We start from the raw sequence: 21295 nt of genomic DNA, 5'->3' as shown, positions 1-21295 counted from the left end.
TCACAATGTGACGCCCAGCGAAGCTGAACTTAAGGTTGGGAACGAGTCCGGAACGAACCACGTCCGAATCGCTGACTCGCGTTGAGAACACGGAAGACTCGTCAAGATGTCGTCGCTCGCGCCGACGACTCGGCACTACATCAAGTCCATCACCTTTCAGCTGCACGCGGAATTCTACGCAATTGTTAATTGCTGGGCGCCGCGCCTTCGTGACAAGAGTCAACAGGATTCCTTGCACCTTGCTGATCGTTCCTCGGCGGCTCTCTGCACGGCCCTGCCGCCGCGGCCGCCGTTCTATCGGATCTTTTATAGGGTTCCTGTTGCGTCTCTATTGCGTCTTGGCCGTGGTGCGCACCACCGCCGTCGAGACGAACTGGGTCGCCTCCAGCGCGGCCATGCCGATCGGGGTCGGCACCATGACCTTGAGGGGTGCAAGCACGCGCGTGCCGGCGATCGGCGCCAGCCACACCTCCATGTCGCGCTGAGCCGCGAGATATTTGAGGGCGGCCCGTTCCGGAATGTATCCGGAGATCGGCTTGAAATAGATCGCGCAGACCACAACCTGGCCCTGATAACCCCTGACCTTGACGGTTTCGAGCCGCTTGTAGTCCAGCCGCAGGTCATAACGCATCCGGCCATCGAAAATGGCGTTGTTGGATTTGCAGGCGTCGGGGCCCAGCAATTCGCCGCTGCCCGCCACCCGCACCAGCGAGCCGGTCATCGGATCGATCACGCCGCGCCGGTGTGCATCGGTCACCGGAATGCGATCCGGTGACGGCTCCGGTGACGGCTCGATCACGGTGTCCTTGATATTGCCGGCCAGCAACAGGATCCGGATGGTCTCGGACTTCTTATCGGAGGCGATCGTGGCCGCATAATTCGACGGCGCGAGCTGACCATTGACGATGCGGCCCTGGGAGGCGCCGGTGCCATGGCCGCCGGCAAATGCCTTCATGATGCCGGTGGAAGCGCCATTGGCCGAGGCCGAGAACTGGTCGTCGGCGATATCGATGGCCCAGGTGCCTTTCCCGACCGGAATTCCGGCCAGCGAAGCCTCGTAGCGGGCATCGAGCCGCCCCTGCGCACTGGCGGCCCCGGTCCAGGCCAGGATCGAGGTCACGGAGACGGCCAAAATCGTCACAGCCACGCCAAACCGGGCCACGACGGACCGGCTGCAATGCTCAGAAATCCGAAAAACCACCACCGACGGCAAGTCCTGTTCCGCACCCACGAGTGCCCCGCATCCGAAGTTCGTGATCCATCGCAGCACTCTCTGACACGAACTTCGGATGCATCAGGGGCACTCGCAAATCTATGATTCTAGTGCCGCTTTTCGATCTGAAGTTCCTGGGATGAGTTTGCCGCGAGTGGTGCAGGAACTTCAGATCGGCGGCACTAGGGCCATATAGGCGTCGTTTCCAACAAACAAAGCGACCGGCAATAAAGCATTTCCCGATAAGGTAAAATTCGAAGCGTCGTCAAACAGATATCGCTTTCCGAAGGCCCCGATCATGCGGCGGCGATTGCGTCGTTAATATGTTAGGGCAAAACGGCTTCCCGCAGGCTGTAGATCTGCTAAAACCGCACGAAATCACGGGTTCCGGCGATTTCCGTCGCATCTAGTGTCCCGCTTCGCAAGTTCGTTGCGTTCTCAGCGACCTCCGACGAACTTGCGAAGCGATCAGGACACTAGCAAGCTTATGATTCTAGTGTGCTTTATGAACGCGAAGTTCCTGAAAGAGCCTGCCGCACCCTCACAGGAACTTCGCGTTCAGCACACTAGGAAGCCTGCTTTATCTTGACGATCGCCGCCGCTCCCCCTATAGGTCCGCGGTTCCTGAAATGGACACGATTTTAAACCCCCGTGCAGGTCGAGGATTGAGCCTCGGACCGCTTCGGGGACGACAGAGGATTTCGCCATGTCCCGGCGCTGTGAACTGACCGCAAAATCACCCCAGGTGGGTCACAAGGTGAGCCACTCGAACATCAAGACCAAGCGCCGGTTCCTGCCGAACCTGTGCAACGTCACGATGATCTCCGACACGCTGGGCCGCTCCGTGCGCCTGCGCGTTTCGACCAACGCGCTCAAGACCGTCGACCATCGCGGCGGCCTCGATGCCTTCCTGATCAAGGCGAAGGCCGACGAGCTGTCGCCGAAGGCGCTCGGTCTCAAGCGCCAGATCGAGAAGAAGAAGCTGGCTGCGGCAAGCTGATCGCGACACCCACTGTTGTTGTCGACCAAGGCCGGGTTCGCCCGGCCTTTTTATTTTTTCAGCTTATTTTTCCGCAGCGCTCTCGATCCCGAGCTCGCTCACTCTTCTGGCCGCAAGTGCGATGAAGGCCTTGACCGTGGGCGAGAGGTGCCGGCTGCTCGGGTACACGACATAAAGGCCGCCGGACGGCGTCGTGTAATCACCGAGAACACGCCGCAGCCACCCCTCCCTGATCGCGACCTCTGCGGGCCCGCGCGGCAACGGCGCGATGCCGCAGCCGGCAATCGCCGCGGCTCTCACCGCCTGCATTTCATTGACGGCAAAGCGTCCGGTGACTGTCACCGTTTCCTGGCCGCGCGGCCCGTCGAGCACCCAGTGCGCACTGGCTATCGACGCACCCGCGATGACACACTGATGGCGCACGAGATCCGCCGGCCCTTCCGGCGTGCCGTGGCGCGCAAGATAGTCCGGACTGGCGCACAGGATTCGATGGGTGGAGCCGAGCTTGCGGGCAATCAACGTGGAATCGGCCAGGATGCCGGTGCGGAAAGCGAGATCTATACCGCTCTCGACCAGATTGAGCTTGTCGTCGGTCAGCACCAGCTCGACCCTGGTCTTGGGATAGGTCGCAAGAAAGTCGAACGCCATGCCGGTCAGGAACGAATCGCCGAAGCCGACGGGCGCTGACATGCGAAGCGTGCCGGACGGCTCCGCTTTCGCGTCCGCAAGCTGCCGATGCACATCCTCGATGGTGCGCAGGGCCCTGCTGCTCTGCTCGTAATAGAGACGCCCGGCGTCCGTCATGCTGAGGCTACGCGTCGTGCGCTGAAGCAGCCGCACGCCAATCTCACGCTCGAGCTCGGCAATGCGGCGGCTGACCGTCGTCTTCGGCATGCCGAGTTGGCGCGCGGCGGCGGTGAAACTGCCGGCCTCCACCACACGAGCAAACACGGCGATATCGTTGAGATCCAGCATTGTAGCCAAATTTGGGACAGTATTTTCCAACTATAAGCAATTATGGATCAATAAGACAGGCCTTAGCTCCCCTCCATTGGAGACAACGGAGCAAACCCATGAGCACCAAACGAAGCGTTCTGGTTACCGGCGCGACCGGCCAGCAGGGAGGCGCGGTGGCACAGGCCCTGCTGTCGCGGGGACACCGCGTCAAAGCCCTGACCCGCAAGCCGGACGGCGATGCCGCGCGGCGGCTGGCGGCGGCGGGCGCCGACATCATGTCCGGCGATCTCGCCGACACGGCCTCCCTCGCAAAGGCGGCCAACGGTGTCGACACAATGTTTTTGATGGGCAGCCCGGCCGCCGGGGCGGAGGAAGAAGCCCGCCAGGGGATTCTTGCCGCCGATGCGGTGAAGGCGGCCGGCGTCGGGCATCTGATCTATTCGTCGGTTGCGGACGCCAACAAGACAACAGGCATTCCGCATTTCGAAAGCAAGTATCGCGTCGAGACCCATCTCGCCGGGCTCGGCATTCCCACCACCATCAGCGCGCCGGTGGCCTTCATGGAGAACGCCGTGTCGCCGTGGTCGCTCGGTGCCCTGCGCCGGGGCACACACGCATTTGCAATGCCGCCCAGGCGCGTGCTGCAACTGGTGTCGCTCGCCGATATCGGCGCCTTCGTCACAGCTCTGGTCGAGCGGCGCGAACAGGTGTTCGGCAAACGTTTCGATTTCGCCGGGGACGAGTTGTCCGGCGAAGAGCAGGCGAAGATCCTGTCACAAGCCATCGGCCACCCGATCAGCTATCAGGAAATTCCGATCGCCGTGATCCGCCAGCAAAGCGAGGATATCGCTCTGATGTCGGAATGGTTCGATCGCATCGGCTACGATGTCGACATCGCCGCCTTGCAGAAAGATTTCCCCGAAATTCGCTGGCACAGTTTTGCCGACTGGGCGCGCGGGTTTGACTGGAGTGTTCTCAAGCAGGCGCCGTCTGGCGGCTGAGCTGATGTGGGAGAACTTCGCCAAGTAACCGGTATCATCTCTCCCCGCGCTTGCGGGAAGAGATGTTGCCGTACGGCTTCTCTAATCCGAGAGAAACGCATCGATGCGCTGGCAGGCGGCGCGATCGCCGTCGACATCGGCCGCGATGCGTTCGTAGAGGCCGGCGGCGCCGATGAAGATCGCCGATTCCGCAAAGTCCTCGCCGATGAATTCGGAGATGGCGTGCATCTCCTCCACCCAGCGGTAGGCCTTCGGATACATGTCCGGCAACGTCCTGGTGAACCGTGCGAACAGCTGGGGCTGGCTGGCCGCGAGTTCGGCCTTTAGCGCCGGTCCCGCCCCGGCGCGATCGGCGGCCAGCACCATCGCGGTGGCGATCGCCACCAGGCCCTTGGTGATTCCGGCATAGGACAGTTTCAGCGCCGAAGCCGCCCCGACGGGGCCATCAACCAGGCGGACATCGAGACCATAGGCCGACAGGCCCCTAAGTTCGCCGGCCGCATCGCCGGAAAAATAGAACGTCGGACCGGCCTCGTCGCCCTTCGGCGGCAAACCGATGATCGCACCATCGACCAGGCGCGCTCCGGCACCCGCGAGGCTGCGGCCGATGCCGGCCATGGTCGAGACGCTGACGGCATTGCAGTCGACAAAGATCGGCGCATGCGCGGCGGCGCCGAGCCGGGCGGCAAAACGCTCGGCAAGCGCTCCCGCCTCGGCCGGAGGCACGATCGACAGGATCATGCTGGCTTCGTCGACAATGCGCTGGTCGTCGGCATGCCGCATGCCCGCGGCCTCGGCGCGCGCCCGGCTCTTGGGCCCACGTCCCTCAAGCGAGGTGAGGACCGTGGCGCCGTGCCGCGTCAAGCGCGCGGCGACAGCGCTGCCCATCGCACCGGCCGCGATAATCGCAATCGTAGGTGTCATGTGTGGCTCCTCGCTTTGAGCGGCGCCACAGGTTTGGACGGCACCGCAGGTTCGGTCAAATCTACTACCCCCAGGCAAAGGCTTGGACGACAACGGCAACACTGACCGCCGATAGCGTCGTCGCCAAGGCGAACGAACGCGCCGCATCCTCGGCATGGCGGCCAAAATGCGCGGCCAGCACATAGACGTTAATGCCCGGCGGCAACGCCGCGGTGACGGTTGCGATCAGCGTCTGATCGTGCGGCAAGCCCATGTTGCGCGCAATCGTCCAGATCAGCAGCGGATGGACGACCAGCTTGAGCACGACCGAGGCGAACGGAGCCGCCGACGTCGCCAGCAAAGGCACGCGCGCGACCGTCGCACCGAGCGCAATCAGGGCGATGGCCGGCGCGGCGTCGGCGAGCGGACCAACGATATGGTCCAGCGGCGCCGGCAGGGGAACGCCGGTCTGCCGCCACGCAAGACCAGCGGCGAGAGACAGCGTCATCGGATTGCTGACCGCCGCCACCAGAGCCTTCGAGACACGCCCGGGGCCCTCGCCCTCGCTGAAGGCCAACAGCAGGGTCGCCGCCGGAATCAGAACCAGGGTATGGACGGCAATGATCTCGCTGAGCAGTGCGACGCCCTCGCGCCCGAGCAAGGCCTGGGCGATCGGCACCCCGATCAACGACGAATTCGAATAGATGACGCCCATGCCGAAGACGACGCACTCGGCCAGGCTGAGCCGCAGCGCCATCCGACCATAGATGAACGCCACCACGAGCAGCGCCGCGCAGCCGCAGAGATAGACAATCGCAATCTCGGCATTGCCGGAGCCGCCGCGGCCGTCCGCAAGCGAGCGGAACAGCAGGGCCGGGATGGCAAAGCAGGACACCGTTTTCAGGAGCCCGGCATTGCCCTCCGCGGTCAGAAGACCGGTCCTGGCCGCAGCGAAGCCGATGGCGAGCAGCGTGAAGATCGGAGCGAGAATGGTCACGGTCATGCTGACGCCTTTTCTCCTGCGGGATCTTCTCTCACCGAATCTTCCACCGCTGCGTATCGCTGCCGCCGAAACCCGCGCCGCGCCGGCAAGGCGCGGATCATGCGGCCACGCGCACCAGCGGCGCGCGACGCTCGGTGATGCCGGACGGATCGGTCTGCACCATGACCCCGTAGCGGTCGAGCGCGTCGGCGGCGACGCGGCAGAGCTCGACATTGGTGGTCGGCGCGATCTTGCCGTCGGGGCCGAGCAGGAACGGCGTATCCTCCATGCCGACGCGCACGACATCGACCTCGCTGTCGTCCTGCGCCGCATAGCCCACGACCCGGCGGATCGCGTCGAGCGGACACCCCGCATCGGGCCCGACATCCATCACGCGGACTTCGCGCGCGGCGTGATGCGGCAGAATGGCGGCGCCGACGGTGATGGACACCCTGCGCTTGCGCGGGCCGTCCGGAGCGTCGCGTTCGAGCGACTTGGCCATCGACACCACCGAGCGGAACTGGGCGTAGCTCTCCGGGAAAGGCAGCTTGGGCGAGAAGCCGAACAGCAAAGTGACATTGAGCTGATCCGCGCCGGCAAGGCTGAGGTCGCGCCGCGCGATCGCCATCCGCGACATGGCATAGCTGCGGACCAGTTGCACCCATTCGATCTCGTCGAGCAGATGCAGCCGCCGGCGCGCCGCGATCGCCTGCCCGTAGGCGGTGAGCTGGACCGCGGCGGAGGAGCGGCCGTAATTGTTGCCGTTCGCGGTCGAATTGGTGTTCATCTTGACGTCTTCCTGCAGGGTCGAGGGCTGGTAGCGCTCGATCTCGCGCAGGAAGGCCTCGCTGTCGACGAACTCGCGCGTCAGCGTGCCGACCCTGTTTTCCAGGTCGCAGACGATCTGCAGTTCGATCGCCGCCTGCAGCGTGATGAAGTGCGCGCCGCCGTCCTCGAGCGCAAGCTCGGCGTGGCTGACACGCTCCCACTCGCCATAGGCTCCGATGCGGCGGATCACTTCGGGGCCGTTGCGGCTGGCGCCGAAGCTGATCAGCATGTCGGGCGACAGACGCTGCACCAGCAGGCTGACCTGGCGATAGATCCCGTTGTCAGTGGTCTGCTCGCGGGTGACCGGATCACGGCCATGATAGTGATAATAGCGACAACCGAGACGCGTCAGCTCTTCCACTTCATGCGCGATCTGATCTTCCGTCACGGCGATGTCGGCGCCGGTGCAGATGCGATCGAGCATCGCGTCGCCCGTCGCATGGTGGTTCATGGGCGTGTATTTCGCCCCGGTCGAGCAGCATCCGAGTATAAGCGTCTTCGACATGATCGGCCTCACCTCTGGTTGATCGCGCAGGCACCCTGCTTGCGAAAAGACAAAGTCATCCCGTGTCCGGCGCAGCGATCTGCGCGGAGTGTTGCGGTCAGCAGGTCTCGAAAATTCGACTACTTCAGGCTTTCCAGGTAACTCACCACGTCCTTGCTTTCCTCGGGCGTAGCCAGCCCCCCGAAAGGCATGCGATTGCCAGGAACGACGTCCTGCGGATTCGACAGGTATTGCACCAGGGTGTCTTCACTCCACACGATCCCGCTGCGCTGCATGGCGCGGGAGTAGCGGAAGTTCTGCATCTGGCCGGCCTTGCGGCCGATGATGGCGTGCAGCGACGGGCCCTGCTCGGTGCCGGCGCCGGCTTCGCCGTGACAGGCGACGCACTGTTCGAACAACGCTTTTCCGGCGCCGACATCGGCGGCCATCACGGGAGCGGCGGCGATCGCCCCGCACATGGCGACAACGACACGCAGCCCGGACACCGGCGGCGCCCTCATAGCTGCACCAGCGGCGCGGGAGCCTTCAGGTATTGCTTCACCAGCGCGTCGGCGCACCAGTATGTGACGGCGGCGGCCGCCGCGGTGGGGTTGTAGCCGGCGTTCTGCGGAAAGACGGACGATCCCAGCACGAACACATTGTGCGCGTCCCAGCTCTGCAAGTAGCGATTCACGACGCTGTCGGCCGGCGTGTGGCCCATGATGGTGCCGCCGGTGTTGTGGCTGGACTGATACGAGACGACGTTGAAATCGCCCTTGCGCGGCTGCGGCGCGACGATGGTGGCATTCATCGCCCGGCCGATGTCCGCGGCCTTGCCGAGCAGGAAATCCGCCATGGTGCGATCGTTCTGGGTGAAGTTGAAGGTCATCCGCAGCAGCGGCTGGCCGAACATGTCCCGATAGGTCGGATCGAGATCCAGCGCGTTGGTCCGGTTCGGGTAGTTGGTGCCCTCGCACAGCATGGTTGCCGTCCGGCGATACCAGTTCGCCGTCTCACGCTTCCATGCGGCGCCCCAGGCCGGTGTTCCCGGCGGCGTCGGGCGAAACGAAATCGGACGGCCGTTGGTGCTGTTCTGCGAGATGTAGCCGCCGCCAAAGAAGCCGAGCTTGGCGTGATCGAAATTGTCACCGTTGAAATCGTCGACCACCATGCCGAGACCACCGGCTCCCATGAAGGGATTCAGTTCCTCGTCCTTGAAGAACGCCTGCACCGTCGGCTGGATCTGATAGCAGTAGTTCTTTCCGACGACGCCCTTGCCGGTGCGCGCGTCATAAGGCTCGCCAATGCCGGACAGCAGCATAAGGCGGGTGTTGCCGAACACCCAGGCGGACAGCACGACAATGTCTGCCGGCTGATCGTAGGTTTCACCGGAGCGCAGGTCGATGTAGCGCACGCCGGTGGCGCGCCTGGTCTTCGCGTCGTACAGCACGCGCGTGGCGTAGGCATTGGTCACCTTGCGGAAGCCGGAGGCCTGCCGCAACGACGGGGCGAGCGTGCTGAGCGGCGTCGCCTTCGCATTCGCCTCGCACCCGAACCGGTCGCAATGGCCGCAATACTGGCAGGCGCCGAGCTGGGTCCCTTCCGGATTGACGTAAGGCGCGCTGGCATTCGACGCCGGCGCCGGAAACGGATGCAGTCCGATCTCGCCCGCGGCGCGGCGGAACAGCTCATTCGCGTGCGACGCCACCAGCGGCGCATTCGGATACTCGCCGCTGCGCGGCCCTTCGAACGGATTGCCGCCCGCCTGGATCTTGCCGGCGATGTTGCCGGCCTTGCCGGACACGCCGCACAGGGCTTCGAAGCGGGAATAATGCGGCTCCAGCTCCTCATAGGTGACGCCCCAGTCCTGGATCGTCATGTCCTCGGGGATGCTCGCGCGGCCGTAGCGTTCGCCGAGATGGCTGCGCAGGCGGTGGTCCGACGGCAGGAAGCGAAAGGTATTGCCGTTCCAGTGCGTGCCCATGCCGCCGACCCCGTCGCCGGGAAGGAACGACCCGAAACGCCGCACCGGCCGCGCCTCGCCGTCGAGGCGGTGACGCAGCGTGACCGTCTCCATCTTGGGGTCCTGCATCAACTCCTGGCGCACCGAATAGCGCAGCTCGTCGCGGATCGCCGGCAGCGCGAAGTCCTCGGCGGGATTGCGATCCGGCCCGCGCTCCAGCGCCACGACCTGAAGGCCCGCGCGGGTCAGCTCGCGGGCCATGATGGCACCTGTCCAGCCCAGACCCACGATCACCGCATCCGTCGATTTCAGGACCTGCACCATGTCAACCTCCTCGATCCGCGATTCCGTCAGAGGAAGTCGGCGATTGACCGGGGCTCGGCCTGATAGCGGCGCCCGCGGTATTGCCTGATTGCCTTGGCGTAGGTCGCCGGCAAGCCGGGATAGCCGATCATCCGCCACGACGCCTTGTCGCGGTTGCCGCCATAGATCGGGTCGGCAAAAAATCCTTCCATCGCAAGCTGCAGCAACGCGCCGAAGAACGCGCGGGCATCGATCCGCGGCAGCGCGATCTTGCCGCTCTCAAGCTGCTGCAGCAGGGCATTGAGCTCGGGCTTCGGCAGTTGCTTGACCGGCGTTCCACTGTTCGCCGTCGACCATGCGTCGAGTTCGGCAATGCCGAGCTGGATGAACTGCAGCGGCGCCAGCGGCGATTGCGGACCGAACTGAACCTGCCCGTTGCTCGGCTGGAACGGACCGTCCTGATAGAGCCGCGCGCCCGCGCCATAGGATCCGGCGAGCTGCCGATCGATGAAGACCACAACGCCGCAGTCCGATCCGGACGGCGACAGATCGTCCGCGGGAATGAAGGCATCGACCACGGCGGTCAGAACTTCGGCTTCGCCCGCGGTCAGCGCATACAGCGGCTCGGCGGCAGCGCTTGTCTGCGCCGCGGCGCTGCTCTTGTCAGGCCCCGCATCGACGGCCGCCGTCGCATCCGTTTGGGTCAGGGCCAGAACCCCGCCTGACAACATGAACCCGCGACGATCGAGCATGGCCCCAGTCCCGTGATGCTGCGTTTGCGATACGGGAATTATTGCGGCGCAAGAAGATTTGTCCAATTCCGAAAGAGAATTCGATGATGAGGACTTCGCATCCGTAAGCAGCGTGCCCACGATCGCGCCATCATCCGCGAACGGATCGTGCAATCGATGGATTTTTACGGGACTCGCCCGACGCGCTGCGTTGGGCAGAGATCCCTCACGTACCGTTGCGCTTGTCTCGTTTGACGGCGGGATTCTACTGCTGAAGCTACACCGCATCCTCGGTATAGATCGCGGCCGTGGTGTCGGACGGCAGCGCGCCATTCGAGAACAGCGCTCCGAGACCGTCGGTGGTCAGCCGCGTCCACAGCTCTTCGGCTTTCTTCGCCAGCCTGTGCGCGGGGCGATAGAGGCGAATGTCGAGATCGATCGCGGCGGAGGGATCGCCGGTCCGCACCAGCTTGCCGCGGATGATGTCGTTATGGGTGGTGGTGAGCGGAAGCCACGCCACCCCGAGCCCCGCAAGCGCCATGGTGCGAAGACCGTCGGCCAGCGAGTTGTCGTAGAGACTGTGCAGTTGCATCAGATCGGGCCGGCGCGCGATCAATCCTTCGACCGCCCATCCGAGCGAGCATTCGGGGCTGTAGGACAGATAGGAGGTCGACGACCGCGGGCCGCGATCGAGCCGATGCAGCGGGCTGCCGTCGGAGGCCGGCGCCGAGAGCGGAATGAGCCTTTCCTTGCCGATCGAGATCGAAGTGCGGCCTTCGATCGGGCGGCCCGCCCGCCTGAAGATCGCGCCATCGGAATCGACCAGACAGACCACGAAGTCGACCGCGCCTTCCTCGAGCAGGCTGATGCAGCCCGGGAGATTGTCCGACGTGACCGACAGGCGGGTCGAGCCGAGCCGGGCCTGGACCGCCGAGATCCAGCGCGGAAAGAAGGTCACCGACAGGATATGCGGAGCGGCGAACCGGATGCTGCGCAGGCGCTCGTTCTGATCCTCGCGAATGGCGCGCCGGACGCCGTGGAGCCCTCCCAGCGCTTCATGCGCGACAGCGAGCAGCTTGTGACCGGCGTCGGTCAGATCGAGCGGGGTGCGCCGGCGGTCGATCAGGGGCGCGCCGACCCAATGCTCGAGCGACTGGATCCGGCGGCTGAGACCGGACTGGGTGACGTTGCGCAATTCCGCCGCCCTGGTGATGTTGCGGGTCTCGGCGATGACAATGAGGTCTTCAAGCCAACGAATATCGAGCATCCAACCGCTCCGAAGTCGACGGCGCGAGACCGCCGCCTTGTCACGATGATGACACGTTGTTCCCGCGGCGCATCATGCGAATTCCGCATCGCAGTCCAAGCGATCGGCATTGGCGCGGGACGGCAACGACGGCTAGCGTCATTTTGGTTCAATACGGTCGTCGGTTCAGGCGACCGGCCAAGTGCACGACATTACGCAGGAAATTCTAGTCACGCCGCCGGCTTCGCGCCGGCGCGGCGAATGATGGCGGCTGCCCTCGCTCAAGGAGATGCTCATGCAAAACGGAAGCTTGTCGCGTCGCGTCGTCTTTGGCCTGGTTGGCGCAGCGGCGATAGCGGTCCCGGCGATGGCGGCCGGCCCGGGCGACAGCCCGATCCTGAAGCGGATTGCGGAGCGCAACGCCATCACGATCGGCCATCGGGAGGCGTCGGCCCCCTACTCCTTCATCAACCGCGACCAGCGCGTGGAAGGCTATTCGATCGATCTGTGCATGAAAGTGGTCGAGGCCGTGAAGGCGCGCCTCGGCAAGCCCGACCTCGACATCAAATACGTGCCGATCAACACCATGAACCGGATTCCGCTGGTCGCCAACGGCACGATCGATCTCGAATGTGGAACGACCACCAACACGCTGGCGCGGCAGGAGCAGGTGGAGTTCTCGCCGATCTTCTACATCACCGGCACCCAGGTGCTGGTAAAGACGGCCAGTGGCGCGAAGGAGGTCGAGGACCTCAAGGGAAAGCGGGTGGCGGTGCTGCAGGGCTCGAGCAACGAGCAGTCGCTGCGTGCGCTCAACGAGACCCAGAAGCTCGGCATCGAGCTCGTCTATGCGAAGGATCTCGGCGAAGGCGCCCTGCTCGTCGCCAACGACCGGGTCGACGGCTTCGCGGCCGATGGCGGCCAGATCAAGGTGTTCGCGGCGACCAAGGCGCAGCCCAAGGGCTCGCTCAAGGTGATCGGGCGCCTGCTCACCTACGACCCCTATTCCGCCATGATGCAGCGGGGCGACCTGGAGTTCTCGCTGCTGGTGAAGCGCGCCTTCGCCGACGCGTTCCGCTCGCCCGAGGCGGAAAAGCTCTATGAGAAATGGTTCGGGCCGCTCGGCATCGAGATCGAGCCCGAACTCAAGACCGCGTTCGCGATCCAGGCCTTGCCGAAATGAGCTATCGCTGGGATTGGAGCGTGCTCGTCTCCGAACCGTATCTCGGTTGGATGATCTCCGGGCTGGCGTGGACCCTGCTCGTCGCCGTCACGGCATGGGCGATCGCGCTGATCGTCGGCTTCGCCATCGGGGTGCTCAGGACGCTGCCGAGCCGGACGGCGCGCATCATCGGCACCGCCTATGTCGAGGCGTTCCGCAACGTGCCGCTGCTGCTGCAGTTGTTCCTCTGGTACTTCGTCGTTCCCGAGCTGCTTCCCGAGACGATCGGCCACTGGATCAAGCGCGACCTTCCGCTGCCGGAATACTGGACCGCCGCCATCGGTCTCGGCCTGTTCACGGCGGCCCGGGTCGCCGAGCAGATCCGCGCCGGCATTGAGGCGGTGGGCCGCGGACAAGCGATGGCCGCCGCCGCCAGCGGCCTGACGGTGCTGCAAAGCTATCGCCATGTGCTGCTGCCGGTGGCCGCGCGCTATGTGCTGCCGCCGCTCACCTCCGAGTTTCTCAACATCGTCAAGAATTCCTCGCTGGCGCTCACGATCGGGCTGCTGGAGCTGACCGGCCAGAGCCGCCAGATCGAAAGCGCGACATTCCACGGCATCGAAGCCTTCACCGCCGCGACCCTGACCTATGTCGCTCTGACCATGACGGCGATCGTCGTCATGCGCGCGCTCGAACGCCGGATCGCGATCCCGGGCCTGATGGTGCGGGCCTGAGCATGAACAGCATCATCGGCCCCCTCATGGGCAACATCGATCCCGAGATCATCGCAAGCGCGATGCCGTTCCTCTGGGACGGCCTGTGGACGAGCTTCTGCCTGCTGTTGCTGGCGATGACGGGCGGCATCGCGCTCGGCGCAACGCTCGCCGTCATGCGGATCGCCGGATCGCGGCCGGTCGCGGCGTTCGCAACCGCCTATGTCAACGGGCTGCGATCGGTTCCGCTGATCATGGTGATCTTCTGGTTCTACCTGCTGATCCCGCTGGCGACCGGCCGCCCGATCGGCGCGTTCACGTCGGCGCTGGTCGCCTTCACCATCTTCGAGGCGGCCTATTACTCCGAGATCATCCGGGCCGGCATCCAGAGCGTCTCCAGGCAGCAACTGGCGGCGGCCGCGGCGTCGGGCCTCAGACCGCTGCAGGCCTATCGGTTCGTGATCCTGCCGCAGGCGTTCCGCAAGATGACCCCGATCCTTTTGTCGCAGAGCATCGCTTTGTTCCAGGACACCTCGCTTGTCTACGTGGTCGGCCTGCACGATTTCATGACCGCGGTGTCGGTCACGGCAAACCGCGAAGGCCATCTGGTCGCGTTCTATCTGTTCGCGACGGCGGTCTATTTCGCGCTCTGCTTCACCGCCTCCCAATCCGTCCAGTTGCTCAAGAGAACCATGGTGAGCCGATGACCGTCCCGATCCTGCACCTGCATCAGCACCAGGTCTCGAAGGTCTGGACGGAGCGGCCGGTCGTGATCGCGATCGAGGGAGTCTCGAAGGCCTACGGCAGCGTCGAGGTCCTCAACGACTGCTCCATGACCGTCCGCAAGGGCGAAGTGGTGGTGGTGTGCGGACCATCCGGCTCGGGCAAATCGACCCTGCTCAAATGCGTGAACGGTCTCGAACGCTTCCAGGCCGGATCGATCGACGTGGACGGCACCGCGGTCGGCGACCGCCGGACCGACCTGACCCGGCTCAGGAGCCGGATCGGCATGGTGTTCCAGCATTTCGAGCTCTATCCGCATCTGTCGATCATGCGGAACATCACGCTCGCGCCGATCAGGGTGCTGGGGCGGACGACATCGGAGGCCTCCGACAAGGCGATGGCACTGCTGCGCCGCGTCGGCCTCGGCGACAAGGCCGATCGGCTTCCGAGCGAACTTTCGGGCGGCCAGCAGCAGCGTGCGGCGATCGCCCGGGCGCTCGCCATGGACCCGATCGCGATGCTGTTCGACGAGCCGACGTCGGCGCTCGATCCCGAGACGATCAGCGAAGTGCTCGACGTCATGACCGAGCTCGCGCGGGACGGCATGACCATGATGGTCGTGACTCACGAAATGGGTTTTGCGCGCCATGTGGCGCACCGCGTGGTGTTCATGGACGGCGGACGCATTCTCGAGCAGGCGGCGGCGCAAACTTTCTTCGCCGAGCCTGCGACGGACCGCGCGCGCACCTTCCTGTCCAAGATCCTGCGCCAATAACAAGAAAAGCCAACGGGAACCGTTGCGATCTGATCAACCAGTCGACCACCAAGGAGAGAAACCGACCATGCGCATCGCCACCCCACGCACGCCGCTCGACGCGGGATCGTTTCGCGCGCAGACATCCGGCGTTTCGAACGTCGTGCATCTCAACGCGGCAGGCGCCGGACTGCCTCCGCGCATCGTCACCGAGACGGTGATCGAACACCTGGGACGGGAAGCGAGCGTCGGCCCACACTGGGCGGCGGCGCAGGTGCGCGAACGCCTCGACGCGGTACGGACCAATGTCGCTGATATGCTGCAGTGCCGGCCACACAACATCGCATTTGGCGGCAGCGCCAGCCATCTCTGGGCGATGGCCTTCCTGGCGATGCCGCTGCGCCGCAACGCCCGGATTCTGGTCGCGCGATCGGAATGGGCCGGCAATCTGCTGAACCTGCTGAAGCAGCGGCGGGCCGGCACGATTGCCATCGACGTCATGCCGGTCGACGAGCGCTCCGGCCAAATCGATGTCGAACGCGCCGCAGCCCTGATCGACGAACGCACGGCCGCGATCTGCCTGCCGGTGGTGGCGAGCGGATCGGGCGTGCGCCAGCCGGTTGAAGCGATTGCCGCGCTGCCGCGTCCGGAGCAGTGCCTGCTGTTCGTCGACGCGGCACAAGCCGTCGGCCAGATGCCGCTGGGGATCACAAGCACCGGCGCCGACGTCATGGTCGCGCCGAGCCGCAAGTGGCTGCGGGGCCCCCGCGGCGAGGCGATGATGGCGCTGTCCGATCGCGCACTGGAGCGTCTCGGCGATCCGCCGATCCTGAGCCAGGCCGGCTCCGCATGGACCGCGACGGACCAATACGCCACGCGGACCGACGCGCTGCGCTTCGAAACGTTTGAATTCGCCGTCGCCGGACGGCTCGGCCTCGGCGCCGCCGTCGAGCACGCACTGCGGCACGGTGTCGAGAATATCCGCGACGTGATTCGCGCGCGGCTGGCCCGGCTTCACGCCGGCCTCTCGGCGATCGCGGACATCAGGGTGTTTGAACGGATCGAGGCCGACCCCGCCTTTCTCACCTTCGCGGCGGAGACGCTGGCTCCGGCGGAACTAAACCGGCATCTCGCCGAGGCCAATATCGCCACCGCGATCGTCGATCGCCAATATGCCCTGGCCGACCTGGAAGCCCGCGGCCTTTCGGCGGTGAATCGCATCGCTCCTCATGCCTACACCAGCGAGGCGGAGATTGATCGCTTCCTCGAAGCGATGTCGCTTGCGTTGCGCCGGGCGCGCTGGCGCAACGCGAGCTAAGCGACATCAAAGACAAAGACCAGACGACGGGGCGCTGATCACGACGCGCATCATGCGAATGTCGCATGATGCGCGTCGCATTGCTCAGCAATTCATCAGCATCGCGCCCACAATGTCGGTAGTTTCGAAACGCGCGTCCATCACGCGGATGTCAGTCCGGTTCTTCGCGAAAAGAGCCCGCTGCAACGCGACTCCTAACCGATATTTTACCCCTGCGATGAAGATTGAAATTCTCGGTCAATGGGGCTGCGACCGAACAATCGTCACCCACCACATCACAGCGATGCAGCGCCGCACATTCTTGAGGTCAAGGCAATGCGCCTATCGATTGGCACCAAACTCGCACTCTTCTCAGGTCTCGGTATCGTGCTGGTCACCGGCATGCTTGCCAATCAATGGATCGGCAACCGGAGCATCACCGCGGCCAACGCAGCCCTGACCCGTGAACAGACGATCCTCGAGGGCGTGCAGAATGCCAGACTGTCACTGACCACGGTCCAGGTCGCGGTGCGCAACATCCGTCTCGCCGACACACCGGAAAAATTGCGGGAGGCCGCCGACACGATCAAGTCGACGATCGCCTCGGGCCAGGACGGCCTGGCCGCGTCGATCGGCATCGCGGCAAACCCGGCCGGACTGCGGGACATCCAGACCACCTTGGGGAGATTCGGCGAAGGCGCGATGAGACTGGCCCGCGCCTTCAGGTTCGAACAGGGCAAGAAGCTGATCGACGAGGCCTACATGGCGGCGCGCAATGATGACGAATTCATCACGACGCGCCAGCAACTCGTCAGAATGACCGATGCATCGCTCGCAGAGGCACGGAGCCTTGCCAGCGAAGCCCGCGAGGCCTCGTCCGACGCGATCAGCCGGGCCGCCATCATTGGGCTTGTGTTCGGCGCGGCTGTCATCCTCACCTTGCTCGGCTCGGCGGTGTTCTCGATGCTGACGATTGCCCGACCGATTCGCGGCATGACGGCGGCGATGCAGGCCATCGCGCGCGGCGCGACCGACACCAGGATCTCGGGCACCTCGCGCGAGGACGAGGTCGGCGACATGGCGCGGGCCTTCGAGGAAAACGCGGTCCGCATCGCCGATTGGGCCGCGGTCCAGAAACAGCAGGAAGACCGCGCCACCGCCGAGCGCAAACAGGCGATGCTCGATCTCGCCGCGCAATTCGAACGCGCGGTCGGCGGCGTCGTGCAGATGGTTTCTTCGGCGGCCACCGAGATGCAGGCGACCGCCTCGCAATTGACGTCGTCGGCGCAGGAGACTACGGCGCAGTCAACCTCGGTCACGGCGGCGGCGACGGAAGCCTCGACCAATGTCGCGGCTGTCGCGACCTCGGCCAGAGAGCTGAGCCTCTCCGTCCACGAGATCCGCGGCCAGGTCGCGCGTTCGGCCGACATGTCCAAGGCCGCCGTGACGGAAGCCGAGAGCACCGCCCATCTGGTGTCTGAGCTGACGGAGGTTGCCGCGAGCATCGGCGGCATCGTCGAAACGATTTCGAAGCTCGCCGCGCAGACCAACCTGCTCGCGCTCAACGCGACGATCGAGGCGGCCCGCGCCGGCGAGGCTGGCCGGGGCTTCGCCGTGGTGGCGGCCGAGGTCAAGGAGCTCGCCAACCAGACCGCGCGGGCAACGACCGAAATCACGGCGAAGATCACGGCGATCCAAGGCTCGACCGAAAAGGCCACCCAGGCGATCGGCGGCATCTCCGGCACCATCGCCGGGATCAACCAGGCCACCTCGGCCATCGCCTCGGCCGTCGAGCAGCAGAATGCCGCCACCCACGAAATCGTGGACTCGGTCTCCCAGGCATCGGTCGGCACCGGAGAAGTGACGTCGAACATGTCCGGCGTCGCCCGGGCCGCGGAAGAGACCGGAGCCGGCGCCGCGCAGGTTCTGACCGCGTCGACCGAACTCGCCGAGCAGGCGGAGAACCTGCGCGCCGAGGTGCAAAAATTCCTCGCCACGGTCCGCGCAGCTTGAGCCGTGCACGGCCGGGGCATCGCTCAATTGTGCGCTACGGCTCGACCAGCTTGAACTGCAGCAGCAGCGTGCGCTGGATCAGCGAAAAATTATCGTCGGAGACCATGGTCAGAATGGTGTCGCCCTCCGGCGTTTCGTGCACATCGAGGCCCTCCATGTTGTCGACCTCGTTGGCGAGATCGGCCTCGAAGATCACGGCGCCATCCACCAGCCGGTCCGGCACGATGGACGACAACGGAATCCGGCGGATGCGGATGCCGACGCCGGCAACGACGGAGAACTTGCGTTCCAGGATCAGCAGCGCGCCGGACGGGAGGATGGCCGCATCGCTGATGTCGAAGTCGTTGGTGCGGCGGATGGTGAACTGCCCGGGAGACGGCCCGCCGAGCAGAAACGCCAGGGTGTTGCCGCCGGGATCGAGCCCGCGCTCGGAGATCGCAATCAGCGTGCCGCCGAGCGGCAGATTGCGCGGCACCGTGACCAGCGATTCGAGGCCTTTATTGAAAGGCAGCCGGCGCAGCGCCGGCGGCGCGGTGATGGGCTCGCCATGGGCGCGCACGCCATCGCGCCCGAAGGTCTCGAAACGCAGGATCTGATTGACCCGCTCGATGCCGACATAGGCGGTGTCGCCATCCACAGCGAGGGACTCGGTGTCGAACCAGCCACGCTTGCCGACCGGCAATCCATCGGGCCCCAGGATCGGCGCCGTCTGCACGTCGGCCAAACCGGTGAGCTGCTTGCCGCGATAGACCAGCCGCCCGGTGAACCAGTCGCCCTTGTCGCTCAGCGCGGTGAAGCGCTCGCCCTTGGCATCGAGCCGCAATCCGGACAATCCGCCGAAGCCGCGAAACGAGGACGTCAGGGCCACGCCGCTGACGAACTCCAGCGATCCGAACCGCACCCGGCTCGAATCGCGCTGGTCGAAATAAGCGATGGGACGCGCGCCCACCTCGATCGCGACCGGACCGGGCGCGGTCGGGGGCGGCGATGGAGAGGACACCTGCGCCTGCACCAGGAAGACCGGCATCAGCGCAGCCGGAATCACCGAGATTGCCAGCAGAACGAGGCCGACCACACTGTAATGAAGGCGGCGGCCTGAGCGGTGCGGCATCGGGGTTATGAGTGCAGCCTGCGCCGGGGGCGTGACGCCGACGGCGCCGTCTCGGTTTCGCTGAACAATTCGGCCAGCTTTTCGGTGATCGCGCCGCCGAGCTCTTCGGCGTCGACGATGGTCACCGCACGGCGATAGTAGCGGGTGACATCGTGACCGATGCCGATCGCGATCAATTCCACCGGGGAGCGGGTCTCGATGTCCTCGATCACGTAGCGCAGATGCCGCTCGAGATAGTTGCCGGGATTGACCGACAGCGTGGAATCGTCGACCGGCGCGCCGTCGGAGATCATCATCAGGATCTTGCGCTGCTCGGACCGCCCGAGCAGACGCTTGTGCGCCCAGTCCAGCGCCTCGCCGTCGATATTTTCCTTGAGCAGCCCCTCGCGCATCATCAGCCCGAGATTTTTGCGCGCACGACGCCAGGGAGCATCGGCGGATTTGTAGATGATGTGCCTGAGATCGTTGAGGCGTCCCGGATTGGCCGGTTTGCCGGCGGCCAGCCACGCCTCGCGCGACTGCCCGCCCTTCCAGGCTCGCGTGGTGAAGCCGAGGATTTCCACCTTGACGCCGCAGCGCTCCAGGGTGCGCGCCAGGATATCGGCACAGGTCGCCGCCACCGTGATCGGACGGCCGCGCATCGAGCCGGAGTTATCCAGGAGCAGCGTCACCACCGTGTCGCGGAAGGTGGCCTGCTTTTCGTGCATGAACGACAGCGGGTGGAACGGATCGGTGACCACGCGCGACAAACGCGCCGGATCAAGGATGCCTTCCTCCAGATCGAACTCCCAGGCGCGGTTCTGCTGCGCCATCAGCTTGCGCTGCAGGCGATTGGCGAGCCGCGCCACGATGCCCTGCAGGTGCGCCAGTTGCTTGTCGAGATAGCTGCGCAGACGTTCGAGCTCGTCGTGCTCGCAGAGGTCTTCGGCGGCAACCTCCTCGTCGAACTTCGGCGCGAAGGCATGATATTCGGGACCGCGGGGCTCGTTGGCGCCGCGATTTTGCGGTCGCGAGGTTTCGCCGGGCGTATCGTCGTCGCCCATGTCGCCGTCGTCGAAGGTATCGCTGGCGGAGGCCTGCGCGCTCTCCATGGCGCTTTCCGACAACTCCTCGCTGGAGGTCTGGGCCTGGTCGGCGCTCATCTCCTGCGCGGCATCGGTATCCGGCGAGCCATCGGCGCCGGCCTGATCCTTCTCGCCGTCACGCTCGTCGTCCTGCTGGTCGTCATCGTCCTGATCGGCGTTGCGATCGTCGCCGAGCTCGAGCGCGTCGAGCAGATCGTGGATGGCGTCGCCGAAACGCGCCTGGTTCTCGGTCAGCTTGTCCAGCCGATCGAGCCGCGGCCCGATTTTAGGCTCAAGAACCGGCCGCCACAGGTCGACCATCTTGCGGGCGGCCGCGGGCGGCGCCTGGCCGGTCAGCCGTTCGCGCACCAGCATCGCCAGCGCATCGGCCAGCGGCGCATCGGCGCGGTCGGTGATCTCGTCGAATTTGCCGCGATGGAAATGATCGTCCAGCATCGCGCTGAGATTCTTGGCGACGCCGGCCATGCGCCGCGCGCCGATGGCTTCGACCCGCGCCTGCTCGACCGCGTCGAACACACTGCGCGCCTGCGGATTGGCCGGCATCAGCTTGCGATGCACCTTCGGATCATGACAGGCGATCCGCAGCGCGATGGAATCGGCGTGGCCGCGCACCACCGCGGCGTCGCGCTTGCTCATCTTGCGCGCCGGCTCCGGCAGCCGCGCCTTGCCCGGAGAGAGACCCGGGCGCTCGGCCGCGAACGTCACTTCGAGCTCGGGCTGTTTGGCAATCGCCCGCAGGCACGACGTCACCGCGCGCTTGAACGGCTCGGTCGGCGCCTCTTTCGATCCGGTCTTGAACTTGATGTTGGATGTCATCGGAGGACGG

The 21295-nt window shown here is 65.2% G+C and carries 19 protein-coding genes; 8 read left to right on the top strand and 11 right to left on the bottom strand.

The window, feature by feature from the left end:
• Window positions 1-328: 328 nt before the first annotated feature.
• Entirely contained in the window at window positions 329-1141 is an 813-nt protein-coding gene (locus RS897_RS12540) for a DUF3108 domain-containing protein (protein ID WP_315836863.1), read from the bottom strand.
• Between the two features lie 778 nt (window positions 1142-1919).
• On the opposite strand from RS897_RS12540, the gene rpmB reads away from it, so the two are divergent.
• Entirely contained in the window at window positions 1920-2213 is a 294-nt protein-coding gene (rpmB, locus tag RS897_RS12535; protein WP_315836862.1) for a 50S ribosomal protein L28, read from the top strand.
• Between the two features lie 63 nt (window positions 2214-2276).
• Here the strand turns inward: rpmB and RS897_RS12530 are convergent, their stop codons facing one another.
• Window positions 2277-3188: a LysR family transcriptional regulator gene (locus tag RS897_RS12530; protein WP_315836861.1), complete on the bottom strand. Its 912-nt coding sequence runs from the start codon at window positions 3186-3188 to the stop codon at window positions 2277-2279.
• A gap of 98 nt (window positions 3189-3286) precedes the next feature.
• Here RS897_RS12530 and RS897_RS12525 point away from each other — a divergent pair, with 98 nt between their 5' ends.
• A complete protein-coding gene (locus tag RS897_RS12525) occupies window positions 3287-4171 on the top strand; it encodes an NmrA/HSCARG family protein (RefSeq protein WP_315836860.1) in 885 nt (294 codons plus the stop codon).
• A gap of 81 nt (window positions 4172-4252) precedes the next feature.
• On the opposite strand, the gene RS897_RS12520 is transcribed toward RS897_RS12525, so the two are convergent.
• The 7 genes from RS897_RS12520 to RS897_RS12490 all read right to left on the bottom strand — a co-directional run bounded on the left by RS897_RS12520 (window position 4253) and on the right by RS897_RS12490 (window position 11632).
• Window positions 4253-5095 (bottom strand): NAD(P)-dependent oxidoreductase, encoded by an 843-nt coding sequence (locus tag RS897_RS12520; RefSeq protein WP_315836859.1) that lies wholly within the window; start codon window positions 5093-5095, stop codon window positions 4253-4255.
• A gap of 64 nt (window positions 5096-5159) precedes the next feature.
• Window positions 5160-6077, bottom strand: coding sequence for an AEC family transporter (locus RS897_RS12515; RefSeq protein WP_315836858.1), 918 nt, complete (start codon window positions 6075-6077; stop codon window positions 5160-5162).
• 97 nt (window positions 6078-6174) lie between these two features.
• The gene (locus tag RS897_RS12510; protein WP_315836857.1) at window positions 6175-7389 is read right to left on the bottom strand and encodes a hypothetical protein; all 1215 of its coding nucleotides are present in this window, start codon (window positions 7387-7389) and stop codon (window positions 6175-6177) included.
• Window positions 7390-7508: 119 nt separating this feature from the next.
• Window positions 7509-7889 (bottom strand): c-type cytochrome, encoded by a 381-nt coding sequence (locus tag RS897_RS12505; RefSeq protein ID WP_315836856.1) that lies wholly within the window; start codon window positions 7887-7889, stop codon window positions 7509-7511.
• Window positions 7886-9655, bottom strand: coding sequence for a GMC family oxidoreductase (locus RS897_RS12500; protein ID WP_315836855.1), 1770 nt, complete (start codon window positions 9653-9655; stop codon window positions 7886-7888). Before RS897_RS12500 ends, RS897_RS12505 begins: the two co-directional genes overlap by 4 nt.
• A gap of 26 nt (window positions 9656-9681) precedes the next feature.
• Window positions 9682-10386, bottom strand: coding sequence for a gluconate 2-dehydrogenase subunit 3 family protein (locus RS897_RS12495; RefSeq protein ID WP_315836854.1), 705 nt, complete (start codon window positions 10384-10386; stop codon window positions 9682-9684).
• Window positions 10387-10642: 256 nt separating this feature from the next.
• Complete coding sequence (locus RS897_RS12490) at window positions 10643-11632, bottom strand: LysR family transcriptional regulator (RefSeq protein WP_315836853.1); 990 nt, start codon at window positions 11630-11632, stop codon at window positions 10643-10645.
• Window positions 11633-11906: 274 nt separating this feature from the next.
• Between RS897_RS12490 and RS897_RS12485 the strand changes: the two genes are divergently transcribed.
• From RS897_RS12485 to RS897_RS12460, 6 genes are all read left to right on the top strand, one after another.
• A complete protein-coding gene (locus RS897_RS12485) occupies window positions 11907-12794 on the top strand; it encodes an amino acid ABC transporter substrate-binding protein (RefSeq protein ID WP_315836852.1) in 888 nt (295 codons plus the stop codon).
• Entirely contained in the window at window positions 12791-13507 is a 717-nt protein-coding gene (locus tag RS897_RS12480; RefSeq protein WP_315836851.1) for an amino acid ABC transporter permease, read from the top strand. The genes RS897_RS12485 and RS897_RS12480 overlap by 4 nt, the downstream gene beginning before the upstream one ends.
• Before the next feature lie 2 nt (window positions 13508-13509).
• Window positions 13510-14193 carry an amino acid ABC transporter permease gene (locus RS897_RS12475; RefSeq protein ID WP_315836850.1) on the top strand — a complete coding sequence of 228 codons (684 nt, stop codon included), beginning with the start codon at window positions 13510-13512 and terminating at the stop codon, window positions 14191-14193.
• Window positions 14194-14255: 62 nt separating this feature from the next.
• Window positions 14256-14984, top strand: coding sequence for an amino acid ABC transporter ATP-binding protein (locus tag RS897_RS12470; RefSeq protein WP_315838618.1), 729 nt, complete (start codon window positions 14256-14258; stop codon window positions 14982-14984).
• 67 nt (window positions 14985-15051) lie between these two features.
• Window positions 15052-16281, top strand: coding sequence for an aminotransferase class V-fold PLP-dependent enzyme (locus RS897_RS12465; RefSeq protein ID WP_315836849.1), 1230 nt, complete (start codon window positions 15052-15054; stop codon window positions 16279-16281).
• 315 nt (window positions 16282-16596) lie between these two features.
• Window positions 16597-18273 (top strand): methyl-accepting chemotaxis protein, encoded by a 1677-nt coding sequence (locus RS897_RS12460; RefSeq protein WP_315836848.1) that lies wholly within the window; start codon window positions 16597-16599, stop codon window positions 18271-18273.
• A gap of 34 nt (window positions 18274-18307) precedes the next feature.
• Here the strand turns inward: RS897_RS12460 and RS897_RS12455 are convergent, their stop codons facing one another.
• Both RS897_RS12455 and cobT read right to left on the bottom strand, forming a co-directional pair.
• Complete coding sequence (locus RS897_RS12455; RefSeq protein ID WP_315836847.1) at window positions 18308-19384, bottom strand: esterase-like activity of phytase family protein; 1077 nt, start codon at window positions 19382-19384, stop codon at window positions 18308-18310.
• Window positions 19385-19389: 5 nt separating this feature from the next.
• A complete protein-coding gene (gene cobT, locus RS897_RS12450) occupies window positions 19390-21285 on the bottom strand; it encodes a cobaltochelatase subunit CobT (protein WP_315836846.1) in 1896 nt (631 codons plus the stop codon).
• Window positions 21286-21295 lie beyond the last annotated feature (10 nt).

It is taken from the genome of Bradyrhizobium prioriisuperbiae (assembly GCF_032397745.1).
Taxonomy (GTDB): domain Bacteria; phylum Pseudomonadota; class Alphaproteobacteria; order Rhizobiales; family Xanthobacteraceae; genus Bradyrhizobium_A; species Bradyrhizobium_A prioriisuperbiae.
Note: the sequence above shows the minus strand (reverse complement) of the source record. Positions and strands in the feature narration are given on the sequence as shown.